9 protein-coding genes are annotated in these 19,569 nt (G+C 73.0%); 3 read left to right on the plus strand and 6 right to left on the minus strand.

All coding sequences use genetic code 11. The features are described 5' to 3' along the window. Positions 1–3 precede the first annotated feature (3 nt). The 3 genes from PSH03_RS04475 to PSH03_RS04485 are packed head-to-tail and all read left to right on the plus strand — an operon-like array spanning position 4 to position 3,952. Positions 4–828, plus strand: coding sequence for a mycofactocin-coupled SDR family oxidoreductase (locus tag PSH03_RS04475; RefSeq protein ID WP_210780719.1), 825 nt, complete (start codon positions 4–6; stop codon positions 826–828). Between the two features lie 18 nt (positions 829–846). Continuing rightward, positions 847–3,720, plus strand: coding sequence for an amino acid adenylation domain-containing protein (locus PSH03_RS04480; protein ID WP_238688345.1), 2,874 nt, complete (start codon positions 847–849; stop codon positions 3,718–3,720). 31 nt (positions 3,721–3,751) lie between these two features. Then, on the plus strand, positions 3,752–3,952 hold the full coding sequence (locus tag PSH03_RS04485) for an MbtH family protein (RefSeq protein ID WP_210780673.1): 201 nt from the start codon (positions 3,752–3,754) through the stop codon (positions 3,950–3,952). A 54-nt stretch (positions 3,953–4,006) separates the two neighbouring features. Here PSH03_RS04485 and PSH03_RS32780 read toward each other — a convergent pair whose 3' ends face one another. The 6 genes from PSH03_RS32780 to PSH03_RS04515 are packed head-to-tail and all read right to left on the minus strand — an operon-like array spanning position 4,007 to position 19,499. After that, entirely contained in the window at positions 4,007–6,028 is a 2,022-nt protein-coding gene (locus PSH03_RS32780; protein ID WP_238688346.1) for a beta-ketoacyl synthase N-terminal-like domain-containing protein, read from the minus strand. Then, positions 6,025–9,237: a non-ribosomal peptide synthetase gene (locus PSH03_RS32785; protein ID WP_238688347.1), complete on the minus strand. Its 3,213-nt coding sequence runs from the start codon at positions 9,235–9,237 to the stop codon at positions 6,025–6,027. Before PSH03_RS32785 ends, PSH03_RS32780 begins: the two co-directional genes overlap by 4 nt. Further along, positions 9,234–13,736 carry a condensation domain-containing protein gene (locus tag PSH03_RS04500; protein WP_238688348.1) on the minus strand — a complete coding sequence of 1,501 codons (4,503 nt, stop codon included), beginning with the start codon at positions 13,734–13,736 and terminating at the stop codon, positions 9,234–9,236. The genes PSH03_RS32785 and PSH03_RS04500 overlap by 4 nt, the downstream gene beginning before the upstream one ends. Beyond that, positions 13,733–14,779, minus strand: coding sequence for a MupA/Atu3671 family FMN-dependent luciferase-like monooxygenase (locus PSH03_RS04505; protein WP_238688349.1), 1,047 nt, complete (start codon positions 14,777–14,779; stop codon positions 13,733–13,735). The genes PSH03_RS04500 and PSH03_RS04505 overlap by 4 nt, the downstream gene beginning before the upstream one ends. Further along, on the minus strand, positions 14,776–18,177 hold the full coding sequence (locus PSH03_RS32790) for a non-ribosomal peptide synthetase (protein ID WP_238688350.1): 3,402 nt from the start codon (positions 18,175–18,177) through the stop codon (positions 14,776–14,778). Before PSH03_RS32790 ends, PSH03_RS04505 begins: the two co-directional genes overlap by 4 nt. Next, a complete protein-coding gene (locus PSH03_RS04515; RefSeq protein ID WP_210780667.1) occupies positions 18,174–19,499 on the minus strand; it encodes an MFS transporter in 1,326 nt (441 codons plus the stop codon). The genes PSH03_RS32790 and PSH03_RS04515 overlap by 4 nt, the downstream gene beginning before the upstream one ends. Positions 19,500–19,569: the final 70 nt, after the last annotated feature.

Consider the following 19,569-nt stretch of genomic DNA (forward strand, 5'->3'; position numbering starts at 1 on the left):
ACCATGCGACTTGCCGGCCGGACCGCGCTGATCACCGGGGCCGCCCGCGGACTGGGGCGGGCCGTCGCGGTCGCCTTCGCCCGGGAGGGGGCCGACCTCGCCCTGCTCGACATCGCCGCGGACCTGCCCGGAGTTCCGTACCCGTTGGGCTCGGCCAGTCAGCTCGCCTGTACCGCGGACCTCTGCCGGGAAGCGGGTGCCGGCGTGCTCACCGGCACGGTGGACGTACGTGACCTGGCGCAGGTCGAGCAGGCCGTGGCGGAGGCGGTGGGGCGCTTCGGCGAGCTCGACGTCCTCGTCACCAATGCGGGAATCGCTGCTCCTTCGGGACGTGCCGCACACGAGATCACCGAGCGGGAGTGGCAGTTGATGATCGACGTGGACCTCAGCGGGGCCTGGCGGACCATCCGAGCGGTCGGCGGCCGGATGGCCGAGCGCGGCTCGGGCAGCATCATCAACATCGCCTCCACGGCCGGCCTGGTCGGCTACCGACACTTCGCGGGTTACGTGGCTGCCAAACACGGGATCATCGGGCTCACCAAGGCCGTCGCGTTGGACTACGCGCCGCGCCGGGTCCGGGTCAACGCGCTCTGCCCCGGATCGGTGCGCGATGACCCGCGCGTGGAGGGACGGATGCTCGCCGAGATCGCGCGGTCCCTCGACGTACCGGTCGCCGAGCACGAGGAGACGTTCGTCCAGGCGCAGCCGATGAACACGCTCATCGAGCCCGACGACGTCGCCGGCGCCGCCCTCTGGCTCGCGTCGGACGAATCACGCCAGGTGACCGGCAGTGTCCTGACCGTCGACGGCGGCTTCACCGCCCGCTGACCCGTGGAGTTGAGCAGAGTGACCCCATCGTTCACGCAACCCGGCTTCGCCCGGATCGTCGGGGTGGACACCCCGGAGTCCGCGCTCTGTCACGCGCTTGCGGTGCGGCTCACCGAGGACGTCGACGCCGAAGCGCTACGCCACCGGTTCGACACGGCCGTGCGGCGGTGGTGGCCCGCTCCCGCCGACCGTACGCCCACGCTGTGGAGCGAAGCGGTGCCGTCGGCCCGGGGCACCCCACTCGCCCGGCACCGGTTGCGTACCGAGATGCATCGACCGGTGAGCCGGACCGGACCCGTACTGCGCGCGGTGGTGCTGACCTACGCCGACGCCTCGCGCGACCTCGTACTGACCGGCCATCGCGGCACGCTGGACCCGCCCTCGCTGCGCGTGCTGGCCGAGGTGCTCACCGGGCGGCGCAGTCCGGACCCGCTGACCGCGCAACCGCTGCCCGCCGGGGTGACAGCTACCCCACGCCGTACGCCGAGCGGGGGTCGCCGGGTGGAGTGGGGGATGGGCGACGCCCAGGCCGGCGACCGGACGGACGTCTTCCGGCTTCCCCTCGGGGCCGCCGCCGGCGACCCGCTCACGAGCCTGAGCGCGGCGGCGGCCGTGGTTCTCAGCCGGTACGAGGGGCGGGAGGTGGTGCGCACCGGACGGGTGCGGTCCCCGGCTTCCCGGGCGTCGGAGGCACTCGGCGCCTTCGACGAGGTGGCCGTGCTGACGGTCGACCTGTCCCGGGTCCGCTCGAACGAGGACCTGCTCGACTCGCTCTCGACCTCGCCGGACGTGTCCCCGCAGGACACAGCGGAACGGAGGCCGGACGTCGGGGTGCTGGAGGTCGCCGCCGCGGCGGGAGAGGCGGACATCCCCGCCGAACTCCCCTGTCAGAGCGCGCTCTTTCCGCTCACCCTGGTCCTGGCCCCCGGGGCGGACGGCACGACGGACGTGGAGGTCCGGCACCAGGTCCGGCACGTCGGCGCGGCGGCGGCACGCGCCTTCGCCGAGTGCGTCGCCCTCGTGCACCGACAGCTCACCGAGCGCCCCGACGGCCTGGTACGCGACCTCGACCTGCTCGACGCCGAAGCGGGGGCACGCCAACTGGCCCTCGGGCTGGCACCCGAGAGCGCGCCGCCGCGCCCGCGTCGGATCGACGCGCTCTTCGACGAGTGGGCGGAGCGCGACCCCGGCGCCGTCGCGCTCCGTCGCGGCGACGCTGCCCTGACGTACGGGCAGCTCCGCGACCGGGCCGACCTCGTCGCCGCGGGGCTACGCCTGCGGGGAGTGCGGCCCGGTGACCACGTCGGCATCTGCCTCGACCGGTCCCTGGACCTCGTCGTGACTATGTTGGCGGTGCTCAAAGCCGACGCGGTGTACGTCCCGATGGACCCGAGCCACCCCCCGCAACGGCGCGCCCACATCGTGCGGGACGCCGGTCTCCGCGTCGTCGTGTCAGACCTGCCGGACTTCCCCGGAGGCGACGGGTCGGTCCTGGGCGTGGCGGAGCTGGTCCGGGCGGGCGGCGCGCGCGGGCCGGCCGTCCCGCGGCGAGGGGCGGGAGACGCGGCGTACGTCATCTACACCTCCGGATCGACCGGCCGCCCCAAGGGGGTCGAGGTTCCGCACCGCAACGTCACGGGCCTGGTGGCCGCCACCCGGGACGATTTCGCGTTGCATCCCGACGACACGTGGACGCTCTTCCACTCCAGCGCGTTCGACTTCTCCGTCTGGGAGATCTGGGGGGCGCTGCTCACCGGGGCGACACTCGTGGTGGTGCCCTACGACGTCAGCCGATCGCCAACCGAGTTCCACGAGTTGCTGGTGCGCGAGCGGGTGACGGTTCTCAACCAGACGCCGTCGGCGTTCGGCCAGCTCATGGAGGCGGACCGGCGCAGCGCGGCACCCCTGGCGGTGCGCCTCGTCGTGTTCGGCGGCGAGCCGTTGGACACTCGCGTCCTGCTGGGCTGGTTCGACCGGTACCCGGAGGACCGCTGCCGGTTGGTGAACATGTTCGGGATCACCGAAACCACCGTGCACGCGACAGCCCAGACCGTGACCCGGCGGGAGGCGTTGGCCGGGACCCGATCGGTGGGCCGGGCGCTGCCCGGATGGCGGCTGTACGTGCTCGACCCACAGGGTCGGCCGGTGCCCACCGGGGTGACCGGTGAGATCTGGGTGGGTGGCGCGGGAGTCGCGTCCGGATACCTGGGGCTCCCGGAACTCACCGCCGAACGGTTCCAGCCCGATCCGTTTCTCGAAGGCCGCCGGTACCGCAGCGGCGACCTCGGCAGGTTCCGGCCCGATGGCTCCCTGGAGCACCTGGGGCGGCTCGACGATCAGGTCAAGGTGCGGGGGTTCCGCGTCGAGTTGGACGAGATCCGGAACGTGCTGCTGGACGACCGGGCCGTCCGGGCGGCTGCGGTGCTGGTCAGCGGCGATGCGCTGAAGGACGCCGCCACGGTACGCATCGACGCCTATGTCGTGCTCGATGGCCAGGACACCGAGGCGGTTCGCCGGCGGGCGTCGAGGATCCTGCCGGAATACATGGTGCCGACCACGCTCACCGCACTCGACGCGCTGCCGCTGACCGGCAACGGCAAGCTCGACCCCGACCGGCTTCCCGCGCCGGCCACGCCTGCCCCGCCGCCGAAGGCCACGGCGGGGAAGCCCGCGGGGCTGTCCGGAGACCTCGCCGAGGTGTGGGAGTCGGTGCTGGGCGTGTCGGTGGGGCTCGACGACAACTTCTTCGCGCTCGGCGGCAACTCGCTCTACGCGGTGCGGATCGGGTCGGCGATGCGGGAGCGCGGGCTGCCCGCGCTCTCGATGCGCCAGCTCTACCTGACGCCGACCGTTCGCGCGCTGGCCGCCGATCTCGACCAGCAGCGGTCCTGACCCCCCAACGAGGAGAGAGAGGCACGTCGCCATGTCCCAGAGCGAGCCGACACATCAGGTGGTCCGCAACGACGAGGGGCAGTACTCGGTCTGGCCAACTGAGCACGAGCCCCCGCGCGGATGGCGGGTCGAGGGCTTCTCCGGTAGCCGGGACGACTGTCTGGCACATGTGGAGCAGGTGTGGACCGACCTGCGGCCGGTCAGCCTGCGCGAGCGGATGGGGCCGTCCTGACCGCGGTCACGGTGTCGCCGGCATCCACCGGTGCCGGCGACCTCCGGTAACCGCCTACGCGGACGCGCGGGACGCCGTCTCGGCCTCGCTGAGCAGGGCGTCGACCAGATCGTCCGACGCGGCCCGATCGTCCCGCGCCACCCGCGCGGCCAGGTCATGCAGGCTCTCGGCGTCGAAGAAGGAATCGAGGTCGACGTCCAGGCCGAATCGGTCGCCGATCCTGCCGGCCAGCGCGACAGCGCCCAGGGAGTCCCCGCCGGCCGCGAAGAACGACCGGTCCAGGTCGTCGCCGTCGGCCAGCCCCAGGACTTCGCAGATCATCGCCAGGACCACCTGTTCGCTCGGCCGGCCCGACTCGGGCGTCCGGTCCGTCGGCATGGTGGCGACGTCGCCCAGGCTCCGCCAGCCGAATCGCTCGCCGCGCAGCAGCGTGCCCGGCAGGTTGACCCGGCGGCCCACCGTCGCCGGCCAGTCGACGTCCGCGCCGGAGACCCAGGCGGCGTAGTGGCTGGCCCACCCGGGCAGAGCCGGTGCACGTCCGGCCGCCACCTGCTCCAACGCCGCAACGGCCTCCGCCGGCGTGGACGCGACCACCACCGCCCGGGCGGGCAGCGCGGCCCGGGCAGTCCGCAACGTGTACGCCACGTCGGCCACACACGGGGCACCGGGCCGGCGCAGCGCCTCGGCGAGCCGCTCGGCGGTGGCGGCGAGCTGGGCCGGACCGGTCGCGGACAACGGAAGCACCTCCGCGCGCGGTACCCGTGCGGTCGGGGCCGCCTCGACCGGATCCGCCTGACCCACCACGACGTGCACGTCGGTGCCGCCGATACCCAGACCCGACACCCCGCCGAGGCGGTGTCCGTCCGGCGGCGCCGGCCACTGTTCGGTCTCGGTCACCAGCCGCAGCGGCCCGGGGCCGTTCGGCTCGACGGCCGCCATCGGCCGGTCCACCCCGGCCGTCGGCACCAGCGTGCGGTGTTCCAGCATGAGAATGACCTTGATCAGGCCGGCCACCCCGGCGGCCGCGTCGAGATGCCCGACGTTGCCCTTGACCGAGCCGACGGCACATCGGTTGCCCGACCCGATCGCGTTACCGGCCGCCTCGGCTTCGATCTGGTCGCCCAGCGCTGTTCCGGTCCCGTGCAGCTCCAGGTACTGCGCCCGGGCCGGAACGGTGCCGGCGGCCGCCCACGCCTCGGTGATCGCCCGCGAGTGTCCGTCCACCCCCGGAGCGGAGAACGCGGCCCGCAGCGCGCCGTCATTGGTCATCGCACTGGCGTGGATGACCGCCCGGATCGGGTCACCGTCGGCCACCGCGTCCTCCCAGCGGCGCAGCACGACGAGACCGGCGCCGCACCCACTGACCGTGCCCGCCGCGGCCTCGGCGAACGGTCGGCATCGCCCGTCGGCCGCGAAGATGCCGCCCTCCTGGTAGCGGTAGCCGACCGCGGCCGGGGTGTCCACCGACACCCCACCGGCCAGCGCCACGTCGCACTCGCCGACGAGCAGGGCCCGCGCCGCCAGGTGCACCGCGGTCAGCGAGGTCGAGCACGCGGTCTGCACGGTCACGCTCGGTCCGGTCAGCCCGAACCGGTACGACAGCCAGGGAGCCAGGAACTCGCGATCGGTGAGGATCCGCAGTTGCAGATCGCCGAGCTGAGCGCGCAGCGCCGCGTCGGCCAGCGTGGCGATCATGTGCTCGGACTGACCGCCGCCGACGAACACGCCGGTGGCGGCCGGTGCCCGGGAGGGGTCGTACCCGGCGTCCTCGAACGCGGCCCAGGCCGATTCCAGCAGCAGACGATGCTGCGGGTCCGCGACGGTCGCTTCCGGCGCGGAGAACCCGAACAGCCCGGCCTCGAACCGGTCGGCGTCGTCGAGAAAGCCCTTGGCCGGGACGTAGTCGGGGCGCTGTCGCTCCTCGACCGGCACCCCGGAGGCCGCCAGCGTCTCGGCGTCGAAGCGGCGGATCGAGCATCGCCCCGTCCGCAGGCTCGTCCAGTACTCGCCGACGTCGCTGGCGCCGGGGAACCGAGCACTCATGCCGACAACGGCCACATCAGTCGTCACGTTCACGGAATTCTCCTGTCGCTCGTCCTGTCCTTCGCCGCGCCGCGGGCGGATCCCAGCACCAACGCCCGTCGTTCGCCACGACGCCGCGCATCCCCGAGATCGACCGACGCCGGGCCGATCTCCATCCGCCTGGCCAGCGCCGCCACGGTGGTGTGCCGGAACAGGTCCATCAGGGTGATCTGACTCTCCGGCCAGGACCGGAGCCGCTCCACGACGGCCAGGGCGCGGATCGAATTGCCGCCCAGATCGAAGAAGTTGTCGTTGACGCCGACCCGGTCCACCTCCAGCGCGGCGGCCCACACCTCGGCCAGTCGGCGTTGCATCGGGGTCACCGCGGCCACGTACGCATGTGTCAGCGCGGGCCGGACCGCCTCCACCGCGGGTAGCCGCGAGCGGTCCACCTTCCCGGTCTGACCCTGCGGGAGGTCGGGCAGCGGGACGAACACCTCCGGCACCATGTACTCCGGTAGCCGGTCGGCGAGCCAGGTCCGCAGCGACTCCGGCCCCGGCGCGACTCCGGCGGCGACCACGTAGGCCGCGAGCCTGCGGTGCTGGCCGTCGCCCCGGACCGCGACGGCCGCCCGGGCCACCTGCGGGTGGCCGGACAGCACCGACTCGACCTCCTCCAACTCGATCCGGAAGCCGTGCAGTTTGACCTGGTGATCGGTCCGGCCGAGGTACGTCAGCATGCCGGCACTGTCGTACCGGGCGAGGTCGCCGGTGCGGTACATCCGGGATCCCGGCGGCCCGAACGGGTCGGGCACGAAACGCGCGGCGGTCTCCCGCGCCCGCACGGCGTACCCGTCGGCGAGCCCTCGTCCCGCGAGGTAGAGCTCACCGGGCACGCCGACCGGCACCGGGCGCAGTCGGCCGTCCAACAGGTAGGCCCGGTGGTTGGGCAGCGGACGGCCGATCACCACGGGCCGGTCGACCGTCAGGTCCGCGCTGGTGGTGAACACGGCGGCCTCGGTGGGGCCGTACGCGTTGATGATCCGGCGACCGGGCCGAGACCACCGGGCGACCAGTTCCGCCGGGCACTGCTCGCCGCAGAAGGCGAACGCTCTCAGCGCGGGGAGCGCCTCCTCGTCGTACGGAAGCGACATCCCCGCCGACGGTGGCAGGAAGCACCAGGTGATCCGGGCGTCCCGGAGCCGGGCGAGCAGTGGCCGGCCGAGCCGTTCACAGTCGGCGGCGACGTGCAGTTCGGCGCCGGCCACCCAGGTCATGAAGTAGTCGGCCACCGCGACGTCGAACGTGACGGAGACGAACTGCAGGACGCGGTCCTCGGCGTCGAGTCCGAGACGACGGGCGACGGCGGTCGCCAGATTGGTCAGCGCGGGGTGGCCGACCCGGACGCCCTTGGGCTGTCCCGTCGATCCGGACGTGTAGATCAGGTAGGCGAGGTCACTGTCCGGGCGGCGTCCGCGGTGCGCGGTCGCTCGCGACACCTCGCCGGCGGTGCGCGCCGCCGCGTCGAGCAACAGCACAGGAAGATCGCAGGCTGCTGCCTCGACGGCGGTGTCGGCCCGGGCGATGACCACCTCCGCGCCCGCGTCGGCCAGGATGAACCGTATGCGTTGCGCGGGTTGCCAGGGATCCACCGGCAGATAGGCGCAGCCAGCGCGCAACACCCCCAGGGCAGCCACCCCGAACTCCGCGCCGCGCGGCAGGAGGAGGGCGACGACCGAGCCGGGACCGGTGCCGGCCGCACGCAGCCGGTCGGCGATCCTGTCGGCCCGGCTGACCAGGTCCCGATAGCTCACCACGTGTCCGTCGGCGACCAGCGCGGTCCGCTCGGGGTGGGCGGTGGCCCGCTGAGCGATCAGTTCCGGTACCCGGGCGTTCGGCACCACCTCGTCGGTGTGGTTCCAGTCCCGCAGCATCATGCGGCGGGACTCGTCGTCGAGCAGTTCGGCGGTCTCCACCGGCTGGTCGGGCGCGGCGAGCAGTCCATCGATCAGGGTGGCGAAGGCACGTGCCCAGTGCCGCATGGTCGACGGCTCGAACAGGTCGGTCCGGTAGATCAGGCGTAGCGAGAGACCGTCGCGGGTGTTCTCCAGGTAGCCCAGCAGATCGGACTTGGCCGCCGTCACGCCGACGTCGACCCGCCGGACCCGGGCGTCGGGCAGCGCCAACTCGCCGGCCGCGTCGTCGTACGAGAACATGGCCTGGACCACCGGGTCGTGGCTGAGCCGTCGCTCGGGCGCCAGAGCGGCCACGACCTCGGTCCACGGCGCCGCCTGTCGCGCCCTCGACCAGGCCAGCCGGTCGCGGACACGACGCACCATCGCGACGAACGACGGGTCACCGGACAGGTCGACGCGTACCGCCACGGTGTTGGTCAGCAGCCCGACCACGTCCTGCAGGTCCGGGTGGTCCCGACCCGCGACCGGCACGCCGACCAGCAGGTCGGTGGCACCGGACACCCGACCGAGGAACACCCCGAACGTGGCCAGCAGGACCGCGAAGTCGGTGCTGCCGGTCCGGGCCGCGACGGCCCGGACGCGCTCGGCCACGTCGTCGCCGAGGGGCACGGCGACGCTGTCGCCCGCGGCCGACTGGATCTGCGGCCGGGTCCGGTCGGCCGGCAGCGCCAGAACGTCCGGCACGCCGGCCAGCTCAGCCCGCCAGTCGGCGATGGCCTCGCCGTAGCCACCGGAGCTGAGCAGGTCGTGCTGCCACACCGCCACGTCCGGGTACTGCAACGGCGGCGGCTCCAGGCCACCACCGGCGTACGCGGTGGCCAGATCCTGCAGGAGGATGGCGACCGACCAACCGTCGCAGACCAGATGGTGTACCACCAGCAGCAGACGGTGGCTGCCGTCGGTGAGGCCGTAGATCCGGCAGCGCAGCAGGGGGCCGTCGGCCAGATCGAACGGTTCACGCGCCGCGTCCGCCATGACGGCCGGAACCTCAGCCGGCGACCAACCGTCGGTCACCCGCACGTCCACGGTCGGCTCGGCGGCGACCGCCTGGACGAAACGTCCGTTGCGGACCGGGAAGCTGGTCCGCAACGCCTCGTGTCGGCGAATCACGGCGGTCAGCGCCCGGCCGAACGCCGCCGGGTCGAAGGAACCGTCCACCGCGAACGCGATGGGCACGTGATACTGGGCGCTCCCCGGCTGCAACTGTTCGAGCACCAGCAGCCGCAGTTGTCCGGGCGAGACCGGAAATTCCGCCTCGCCGGGGCCGCCCCCGGGTGCGCCGGTCACGACCCCTCCTCGCCGCCGGCCGAGGCGATCCGGTCGAGGGCGGCGGACCACCGCCGCGCGAACTCGGTCACCTCGCTCTCGGACAGCGTGTCCGCGGGGTAGGCCAGCGTGGTCAGCAACCGCAAGCCCCGGTCGTCCATCGCCGCGACCACACCCACCTCGAGCGCGTGCTGGATCGGGATGGCGTCCACGTCGACCAGACCGAGCATCTCGGTGTCGTCCTCCCCGGTGGCCCGGAACCTGCCGTAGTAGTTGAGCGCGACGTCCGCCGCGGGCTCGGCGGCGAGCGCGGCGGCGGTATCCGCGTTGGCGTACCGCAGGAGCCCGAAGTCCAGGCCGTTGAGCGGAATGTCGTGCAGTTGGGCGGTCACCGCGCGCACCATCGGCGCGATCCCCCCGGGGGCCGTCCAGAATGCCTCGACGGCCGCCGGTCCCGGATCGATGAGGGCCGGGAAGACGGTGGTGAACCAGCCGAGGGTCCGTGAGACGTCGACGCCCGGGATCGGCGCCTCCCGGCCGTGTCCCTCCAGATCCACCAGCAGTCCGCTACCCGCGCCACGCCAACTGACGGCAGCGGCCACCAGCGCGGTCATCAGGATGTCGTACGGACCGCACCCGTAGCGCGCGAGCACCGGGCCGAGCAACGAGCCGGTCGGTCCGGCCGGAAGTTGCACGTTCACCATCCGCCGTGGCCCGCTGGCCGGACGGTCGGACAGCCGGGTGCCGGGGGCCCGCAGCACCGACCGCCAGCGTTCCGCCTCCGCGCCGATCGTGCCGCTGCGGCGCCGTAGCATCAGCGCCCACTCCCGGTACGACGTCTGACCCTGGGAGTTCGGTGGCGCCTGCCCGCGCAGCCGGTCGAGCAGGTCGTCCCGCAGCAGTTGTACCGAGGCGCCGTCCACGGCCAAGTGATGGGCCACGAGGACCAGGACGTCGGTGTCGCCGCCGGTGACGATCCGGGTCGCCGCGAGCATCCGACCGGCGGTCGGGTCGAGCCGGGTGCCGGTCGCGATCCGGTGCACGGCCTGGTCGATCAGTTCCGGCGGCTGGTCGGTGCCGTCCCATTCGTCCACCGTCGGCGGCGGGGTCTCCGCGACGGGGAGGATCCGAAGGTGCCAGTCCGGGCCGGCGGTCTCGACCAGGCGAAGCCGGGCGGCCGGGTGTGCCTCGACGAGGGCGTTCACCGCCGCCAGCAGGTCGTCATGGGCCACCCCGGCCTCGATGGACAGCCGCAGCGACACGGTGAAGGCGGAGATGTCACCGCCGATCTCGTGCCACCACTGAACGATCGGGGGCGGTGGTAGCGCGCCCTCGGGGGCATCGGTGGCTACCGGGAGGGAGTCGTCCAGTTCGGTCGCCACCTGGCTGAGCGCCACCGGGGTCTGCCAGGTGTAGAGCTGCCGGACGGTGATCCGGCGCCCCGCGGCGCGGGCCCTGCCGACCAGCAGGATCGCGCGGATGCTGTCGCCGCCGGAGGCGAAGAAGTTGTCCTCCGGTCCGACCTCGGCGCAGTCGAGAAGCTCGGCGAACAGCCGGCGGAACAGTTCCACGTCCGGGGTGTCGACGGCCGGTGGACGGGAAGACGCCAGGTCGGGGGCGGGCAGCGCGGCGCGGTCCACCTTGCCGCTCGGGGTGAGCGGGAGGGCGTCCAGGACCGTTACGGCGCCGGGCACCAGATGTTGGGGTAGCGCCGCCTGGCAGGCGGCGATCAGCCGATCCGGTTCGACGGTGGCACCAGCCTGCGGCAGGACGTAGGCCACCAGGGCGGGCCGTTGCGGGGCGTCGCCACGGCACACCGCCAGGGCCCGGGTCACGCCGGGCTGGGCGGTCAGCACCTCCTCGATCCGCTCCGGTTCGATCCGGTGGCCGTCCAGCACGATCTGGTCGTCGACGCGACCGAGGTAGTCCAGTTGGCCGTCCGGACGGCGGCGTACCAGATCGCCGGTGCGGTACATGTGTGCCTCGGGGGTACCGGCGAACGGGTCGGGAACGAAGCGGTCGGTGGTCCCGCCTGGCCGGCGCAGGTATCCCGGCGACACACCGACGCCGCCGACGTACAGCTCACCCGGTACGCCGAGCGGGAGGGGACACAGGTCGGCGTCGAGCACGTACGTCCGCGTCCCCCGCGTCGGTCGTCCGATCGGCACCCGTCCGGTTCCCGGTGTGAGGGGATCGGTGACCGTCGCCACGATGGTCGTCTCGGTCGACCCGTACGCGTTGTGCAGCCGTCGTGGCACGTCGCCCGCGACCCAGGTACGCACCAGATCGGGCGGACAGACGTCGCCGCCGACACAGATCACCCGGAGTGTCGGGTGGCCGGCGGCCGGCACGGTGGCCAGTGACGTCGGCGTGGTCAGCAGGGCGCTGATCCGACGATCGTCGAGGAACGCGCCGATCTCGGTCCCGGTTGCCGTATCGGCGGGCCCGACCACCAGAGCGGCGCCGGCGGTGAAGGCCAGGCACATCCCGGCGACCAGGTGATCGCAGTTCGGCGCGCTGAGCTGGGCGACCCGGTCGTCGCCGGTGAGGGCCAGCCGCTCGGTGAGGTCCGCGGCGAACACGCCGAGCGCGTGCCGGGTGATCGGCACCGCCGCCGGTCGGTCGCCGGAGGCGGTGTGCCGGACGTACGCCACCCTCGGCAGCGCGGCTTCGCCGGCCAGCGCCGTGAGGCGCGGGGTCGCGACCGCCCCCGGACCATCCTCCAGGGTCACCAGGACGGCCGGCGTCGTGGCGGCGAGCAGCACGTCCCGCCGTCCCGGGGGGAGAGCGGGATCGACCGGCAGGTAGGCGGCGCCGATCCGGTCCGTGGCCAGCGCCATGACGGCGAGTTCAGCCGATCGGGGCAGGGCGAGCGCGACCACGTCGTGCGGCCGGACGCCGGCCGCGCGCAGCCGGGCCGTGGCGCTGTCGACCTCGGCGTGCAGCCGCGCGTAGGTCCACGCCTCGTCGGCGGCCTCGAGCGCCACCGCGTCCGGTCGCTGGGTCGCCCATCGGGCCACCGAATCGGAGAGCGACGGAGCCGGTTCCGGTTCGGCCAGCTCCACGTCGAGCGGTTCGGACACCAACGCCCCTCGGCTGACCGGAGCCTCCGGACTCGACACCAGACCGGCGAGCAGGACCGCGAAGCTCTCCGCCCACGACGCGGCGGTGGCCGGGTCGCAGGCGTCGGTCCGGATCTCGAATGTGCCCTCCAGGTCGCCCTGCTCGGATTCCCGCACGATGCAGACAAGGTCGTATTCGCCACCGGTGTGGATCCGTCGTGGCTCGCTGATGGTGTGCAGGTCGACGTCGCCCTGCCGGCGCGGCAGGTACATGAACACCCACTGGAACAGCGGCGAGACGCCCGGCGTCCGAGGTGGGTCCACCGCCGCGACGATTCGTCCGACGGGGACGTCAGCGTTGACCATCAGGCTCGGGAACTCGGCCGCGAAGTCCTTCACCAACCGGGTGAACGTGTCGGTCGGCTCGAACCGCCAGCGGGTCGGTACGACGTTCATTACGTAACCGACGACATCGCGCAGTCCACGGGCGGTCCGGTTGGCGAGCGGAGTGCCGATGAGCAGGTCCGGTTCGCCGGTGAGCCGATGCGCGAGGACGGCGAACGCGGTGGCGAGCACGCTGTAGACGCTGACGCCCTGCGACGCGGCGCAGGCGCGTACGGCCGGTGCGATGTCGGCTGGCAGTCGAATCGGCACCTGGGCGATGCTGTCCGGCCCGCCGCGTTGCGCGGCGCCAGTGCCACGGACGGCCAGCGGGCCCCGTACACCGTCGAGGTGGCGCTGCCAGAACGTGAGCTGGGCACCGAAGACACCGGACGCCTCCAGCTCCCGTTGCCACCCGGCGAAACTCGCGTAGCGGACCAGGGGTGGGTCGGCATCCGGTGGGACGCCGTTCCGCAGCGACTGGTAGGCCCGCACCAGGTCGCGGTGCAGCACGTCGAACGACCACCAGTCGGTGACGATGTGGTGCAGCGTCAGGCAGAGGACCGACCGCTGCTCGTCCAGTGGCAGGTGGCAGCCGCGGATCAGTTGGTCGCTGTCGAGCCGGAACGGCCGCCGGCTGAACTCCTCGGTGACGCGCCGGGCCGCCTCGTCGTCGGCCACGTCGACGCGCTCCAGCCGGAACGGCCCCCGCTCGGGAAAGTCGACCCGCAGATCGCCGGCTTCTCCGGTGATTCGCAGCCGTAACACCTCGTGGCGCTCCTGCAGCCAGGTCAGCGCCCGTTCCAGCAGCGAGACCTGCACCGGCTCGTGGAAGTGGTAGGCAACCGACAGGTTGAGCGACGCCCCCGGGTAGAGGGTCTCGTACACCCAGAGATCCTCCTGAGCCGGGCTGAGGCGCTCCGGTGTGTCCTCGTCGAGGGGCGGAATCACCGCCGGAATCTCCGCTGTACGTCCGGCCGCGACCAGTTGGCGGAGTACGCCGATCCGTTGCTCTCTGCTGAGCCGGAGGAAGCGTTCGCCGCGGGACAGCGGGGAACGATTCGGCGCGGAATTCATGTCTGGTCCACCTCCACGGTGGCCGGTGCGATGCGCCGCAGACCGGCCAGGATCTCATCGATCGGGATTCCGAAGTCGACGAAGCAGGCCACCTCGTCGCAGCCGATGTTGGCCAGGTCGGCGAGCGACCGCGCGCAGGTCTCGGGGGAGCCGATCAGGCTGCCCCAGTCGACGTATCGGCGTAGGGCCAGCTCGACCAGGCGGTCGAGCTGCGCCTCGGGCAGGGAGTCGACGGCCGGTGTCGCCGGGTCACCGTTCGTGGCCAGCTGCCCGAGGTAGGACCGCAGGTAGCGGCGCAGCGGCGGTCCGGCGATCCGCAGCGCCGTGTCGTCGTCGGCGCCGGCGTACGTGTGGGCCATGAGCGTCACCGTGCCCGGCCCGGTCCCGGTGTCCCGATATGCCTGCCGGTACCGGCGGATCTTGCCGGCCAGCTCCGCCCGGGTCTGGCCCATCGTGGCCGCGAGGACGTTCACACCCAGCCTGCCGGCCTGTTCCCAGGTGGCCGGGTTGCCGGAGGTGGTCAACCAGAGCGGCAGTGTCGACGAGATCGGTCGCGGCCCAGGGGCCACGGTGGCCTTGGCTCCGGCACCGTCCGGGAGGGTCATCGTGTCTCCGCCCCACAGGCCGCGCAACAGCGGCACGGCGGCGGCGACCCGGTCCCGGCGATCGTCGTACCGGTCCGGGGCGAGGACGAAGTCCTTCGAGTGCCAGCCGGTCGCCAGGGAGATGCCGGCTCGGCCGCCGGAGAGGTTGTCGACGATCGCCCAGTCCTCGACGATCCGTAGGGGGTGATGCAGCGGAAGGACGACGCTGCCGGCCCGTAGCTGGATGCGCCGGGTGGTGACGGCGAGTGCCGCGGCCAGCACCGCCGGGCTGCTGAACGCCTGGCCGATCTGTTGGAAGTGCCGTTCCGGGAGCCAGACGGCGTGGTAACCGTCGGCGTCGGCGGCGGAGGCCACGCGCAGCACGCGGTCGTACGCCTCCCGATGGCCGTTGTCGGTGCTGGCGTCGTCGGCACCGAAGAAGAGCACGCTCAGGTTCATTTGTCGACTTCCTTGGTCGGGGCGTGGATGTCTCGGTGGCGGGGCGCTCGGGGGATCGGGGGCAGTGGTCGGTCCGTGCTGCGCGACAGCGCGCTGGCCAGCGCGGACACCGTGGGGTGACTGAAGATCATTGCCGTGGAGACGGGGAGTCCCTGCCGGCTGAGCCGTGCGGCCGCCCGTACCGCCGTCAGGGACGAGCCGCCCAGCCGGAAGAAGTCGTCATGCGGCGTGACGGCCGGCGTGTCCAGGAGTTCGGACCAGACGTTGCTGATCAGCCGGACGAGCCGGGAAGCCGGGGCGGTGGACACGGTGGGAGACGGTTCGGAGGGCGGCGCCTCGGTGGGTTCCGCCGTGGCCGCGAGCAGCGTGCTGATCCGCGCGGTGGCCGGTCCGGTGGTGATCGCCGTGAGTGCGGTCCGCAGGCCGTCAGCCATGATCGAGGCGTCGAGGGCCGGGCCCGTACCGTCGCGTTGTTCGACGGCGACGGTGAGGCCGCCGGCCTCCTCGGTCACCTCGACGAGGAGGCCGTACCGGGGGGCACGGGGGCGCACGACGCGCACCGCCGCCTCGACGCCGGGGAGCGACAACGTGGTGCCGGAGTTGTTCTGCAGGACGAGGGCGATGTCGGTGAAGGGCATCCGCCCGGGGACGCGGGGCGGGTTCAACCGTTGCACCACCAGGTCGAACGGGATGTCCTGGTGAGCGAAGGCGGCGACGTCCGCGGCCCGGACGCGACGAAGCAGCTCGGCGATGTCCGGATCGCCGGCGAGATCGCACCGCAGCACGACCTGGTTGACGAAGAAACCGACGAGGTCGTCCGCGGCCGGGTCGTGCCGGCCGGCCACCGGGGCGGCGACCACGACGTCGGTGCTGGTCTGCGCCCGCCGGAGCGCGACGGCCAGCGCGGCGTGCAACACCATGAACGGTGTCACGCCGTGGCGGGCGGCGGTGGCGGCCACCGCCGCCGAGGCGGTCCGGTCCAGGTGCCGCAGCTCGGTCCTCATCCCGGTGCCAACGGGCCACGCGGAGCGGGGTCGGAGGCCGTCGAGCGTACGTCGCCAGAAGGCGAGCTGACGGGCGGACGTACTGCCAGGGTCGTCCGGAGCGCCGAGCCGGTCGGCTTCGGCCCGGTGGTACTCGGCGTGGCTCGGCAGCGCGGGCCACTGCGGCGGCCCACCGGCCAGCCGAGCGGCGTACGCGTCGCCGAGGTCGCGCAGCAGTGGGCGCAGGGACCAACCGTCGACCGCGATGTGGTGCATCGTGAGCAGCAGGGTGTGCTCGTCGGGGGCCGGCCCGGGTGACAGCGTGACCCGTAGCGGAACCTCGCGGGCGAGGTCGAACGCCCGGGTGGCGGCGCGTCTGACGGCGTCCGGGCCGGCGGTGTGCAACGGCACGTCGACCTCCGCGGGTGGCCGCACCACCGCTCGGGGGGAGCCGTCCTCGGCCGGGAACACCGTGCGCAGTGGCTCGTGCCGTGCCACGACGTCCCGGATCGCCGCCGTCAGCACGGTCGCGTCGAGCGGCCCCCGCAGCGCGATGCGGATAGGCACGAGGTACGCCGGTCCCGCGCCGGCCTGGTCGAGCAGCCACAGCCGCCGCTGCGCCGGGGACAGCACGGTGGCGTCTGCCGGCGCGGGGGTCGGGGTCGGGCTCGCCGGCTCGCGGAGTTGGTAGCCGTCCAGCCGCCGGGCCAGCGCCGCGACGGTCGGGTTGTCGAACAGTTCCGCGATGTCGAGCGCGGCACCGGTGGTGGCGTTGATCCGGCTGAGCACGCGGACGGCGCGGAGCGAGTCACCGCCGAGCGCGAAGAAGTCGTCCGTGCGGGACACCGACGCGGTCCCGAGGACGTCCCCGAAGACCCGGCCGACCAAGGACTCGGCTGGTCCCCGGGACGCCTCCGCCGCCGATCCACCGGCGGGCGCGGGGACGAGTCGGGGCAGCGCGGCCCGGTCCAGCTTGCCACTGGCGGTACGTGGCAGGTCGTCGACCACGACCAGCGTGTCGGGGACCAGATGCTCGGGCAGGTGTCGGGCGGCGTACGGCCGGAGCTGCCGCTCGACGGCCGCCGGGTCGGCGGCGTCCGGTACCACGTAGGCGACCAGTCGGGTGGATTCGGCGTCGGCGGCCACGGCGACGCGGTCGACGGCCGGGCTGCGGGACAGGACGCTCTCCACCTCCTCCGGCTCCACCCGGAATCCGCGGATCTTGAGTTGGTTGTCGAGCCGACCGGCGAAGTGCAGCAATCCGTCCGGGTCACGCCAGGCCCGGTCGCCGGTGCGGTAGAGACGCGTACCGGTCCCACCGGGGTCCGGCATGAATCGGTCGGCGGTCTCGCGGGGCCGGCCGAGGTAGCTCAGGGCGACGCCGGCGCCGCCGGCGTACAGATCGCCGATCTGGCCATCCGGCACCGGCCGGAGCCGCTCGTCGAGAAGCCGCACCGGCTTGCCCGGCAGCGGGGTGCCGATGGGCACGTCCGGCGCCTCGGTGTCAGCCGGCCGGACTCGGTGCAGGGTCTGGAAGATCATCGTTTCGACCGGGCCGTACCCGTTGTAGAGCCGCAGGTGCGGATGCCGGGCCATGATCCGTCCGAGGTGCGCCGGTGAGGCCGCCTCGCCGCCCGTGATGACGGTGTGCACACCCGCGAAGACGTCCGGCATCTCGTCGACGACCACGTTGAACAAGCTCGCCGACAGGTAGGCGGCGGTCACGCCGGAGCGGGTGAAGAGCGTGGCCAGCCGCGCCGGGTCGATGCGTCGCCCCGGGTACAGCACACAGGAGCCGCCGGTCAGCAGTGGGCTCCACACCTCGAGCGCGTGGGCGTCCCAGGAGATCGGCGCGCACTGCAACCACCGCTCGCCCGGCCGGCAACCGCGAGCCAGCAGCGCGGCGATGGTCGCGGTCACCGATCGGTGGGTGGCGACCACGCCCTTGGGGCGGCCGGTGGATCCCGAGGTGAACATCACCCAGGCCGGATCGTCGGGCGCCGCGGTGAACCGCGGCGGCTGGCGCGATGCCGCCGGTGGTCGCGGCGAGATCAGACGCCGATGGGGTACGACCGGATCGCGACCGTCAGACACCAGGACGTCGATGTCGGCGTCGATCCCCATGGTCCGGCGGCGGTGCGGCGGCAGGGCGGGGTCGAGCATGAGGCAGGCTGCGCCGGCTTTGAGCACGCCCAGTTCGGCCACCACGAGGTCGACCCCGCGTGCCAACTCGATGCCGATCGTGCGCCCGGTCAGCGCGGTCTCCGGCGCGATGGCGGCGGCGAGTCGGTCGGAGAGTTCGTCCAACTCCCGGTACGTCATGGTCCGGTCCTCGGCGATCAGCGCGACGGCGTCCGGCGAGCCGGCGGCGACCCGGCGGAAGGCATCCGGAACGGTGGAGTCGGCCGGGATCACGACGCCATCCGCTCTGGCCGGGCGACGAGGTCACCATGGCCGGTACGGCCGTCGGGCAGGTCCGGTACGAGGATGTCGATGTCACGGAGCGGGGGCCAGGCCTGCGCGCACAGCGCGACCGCGACGCCGCCCACCCCGGCGATCAGCAGCATCACCGCCATGCCGCTGCCCGGTCCCGAACCGACGAGCGGGGCCAGCGCGGTCACGAGGGCCGGCGCACCCCCGTCCAGTGGTTCGAAGACCTCATCGGCCAGCGGCCCCGCCACACCCATCGCCAGGGGGACCGACGCGTCGCCGATGAGCTGCATCGCTCCGAACATCCGGCCCTGCGTGCCGGGTGGCACCTTGGTCTGCACTATCGACTGGATGTCGGTGTTCACCACGGCCAGTGCGGCCGACCCCGCCAGCACGCCGGCGCACCAGAGCGGCACCCGACGCACGCAGCCGACCAGGACGAGTGAGCCGAGACAGGCGGCGACGATCCCCAGGTTCACGGTGCTGATTCGAGACCGCTTCCAGGTTCGTGCCCCGGCGAGCAGTCCGCCGGCGATACCCCCGATGCCGGAGCAGGCCATGACCGTCGCCAGCGCGGCTGAGTCACCGGTCTGCCGCAGGATCATCGGCTGCGTCACGATGAGACCGAAGACCATGCAGAGGTTCACCATGAACACCATCGCCGCCAACCCGCCGAAACTGGGCGTGTCGCGCATCAGCCGGAGTCCGTCCAGCGACTCACGCAGTACGCCTCGCGGCTCGGTGGCCGGCTCCGCCGGACCGCGCCGGGCCGGGAGCGGCACGCACCAGACCGTCACCAGGGCGACGACGAGCGCGACCACGTTGGTCCATACCGTGCTCCGCAGCCCACCGACGGCGAGTAGACCTGCGGCCAGTGCGGGGCCGAAGACCTCGGCCGCGCTGCGCGCGGTCGCCAACAGGGCGTTCGCCCGACGGAGGTGTTCCCGGCCCACCATCAGTGGCACGGCCGAGGACAGCGCCGGGTACTGGAACGCGGCTGCGACGCCCAGCAGCGTGACCACCAGGTAGAGGCCGGGCAGCGGGATCGCGGTAGCGGACGTCGCGACGGCGAATCCCACGACGATCACCAGACCGCCCAGGCCGGACAGTTGCAGCGCCACCCGCAGCCGGCATCGGTCGATCAGCGCGCCGGCCAACGGACCGAGCAGGATCTGCGGCAGCACGGCACAGAGCGCGAGGAGGGCCACCGCGGTCGCGCCACCGCCGTGCTGCCACGCGTGGACGACGAAGGCGAAGCGGAGGACCGAGTTGCCGACCACCGCGACGATCTGACCAGACCACAGCACCAAGAAGGGTGTGAAGGAGCGCCGTGCCGGGTGAACGTCCGTAGCTGCCACGTCTCAGGTGTGCCAGCGT

This window comes from Micromonospora salmantinae, assembly GCF_022230905.1.
In the GTDB taxonomy this organism is placed as follows: Bacteria; Actinomycetota; Actinomycetes; order Mycobacteriales; family Micromonosporaceae; genus Micromonospora; species Micromonospora salmantinae.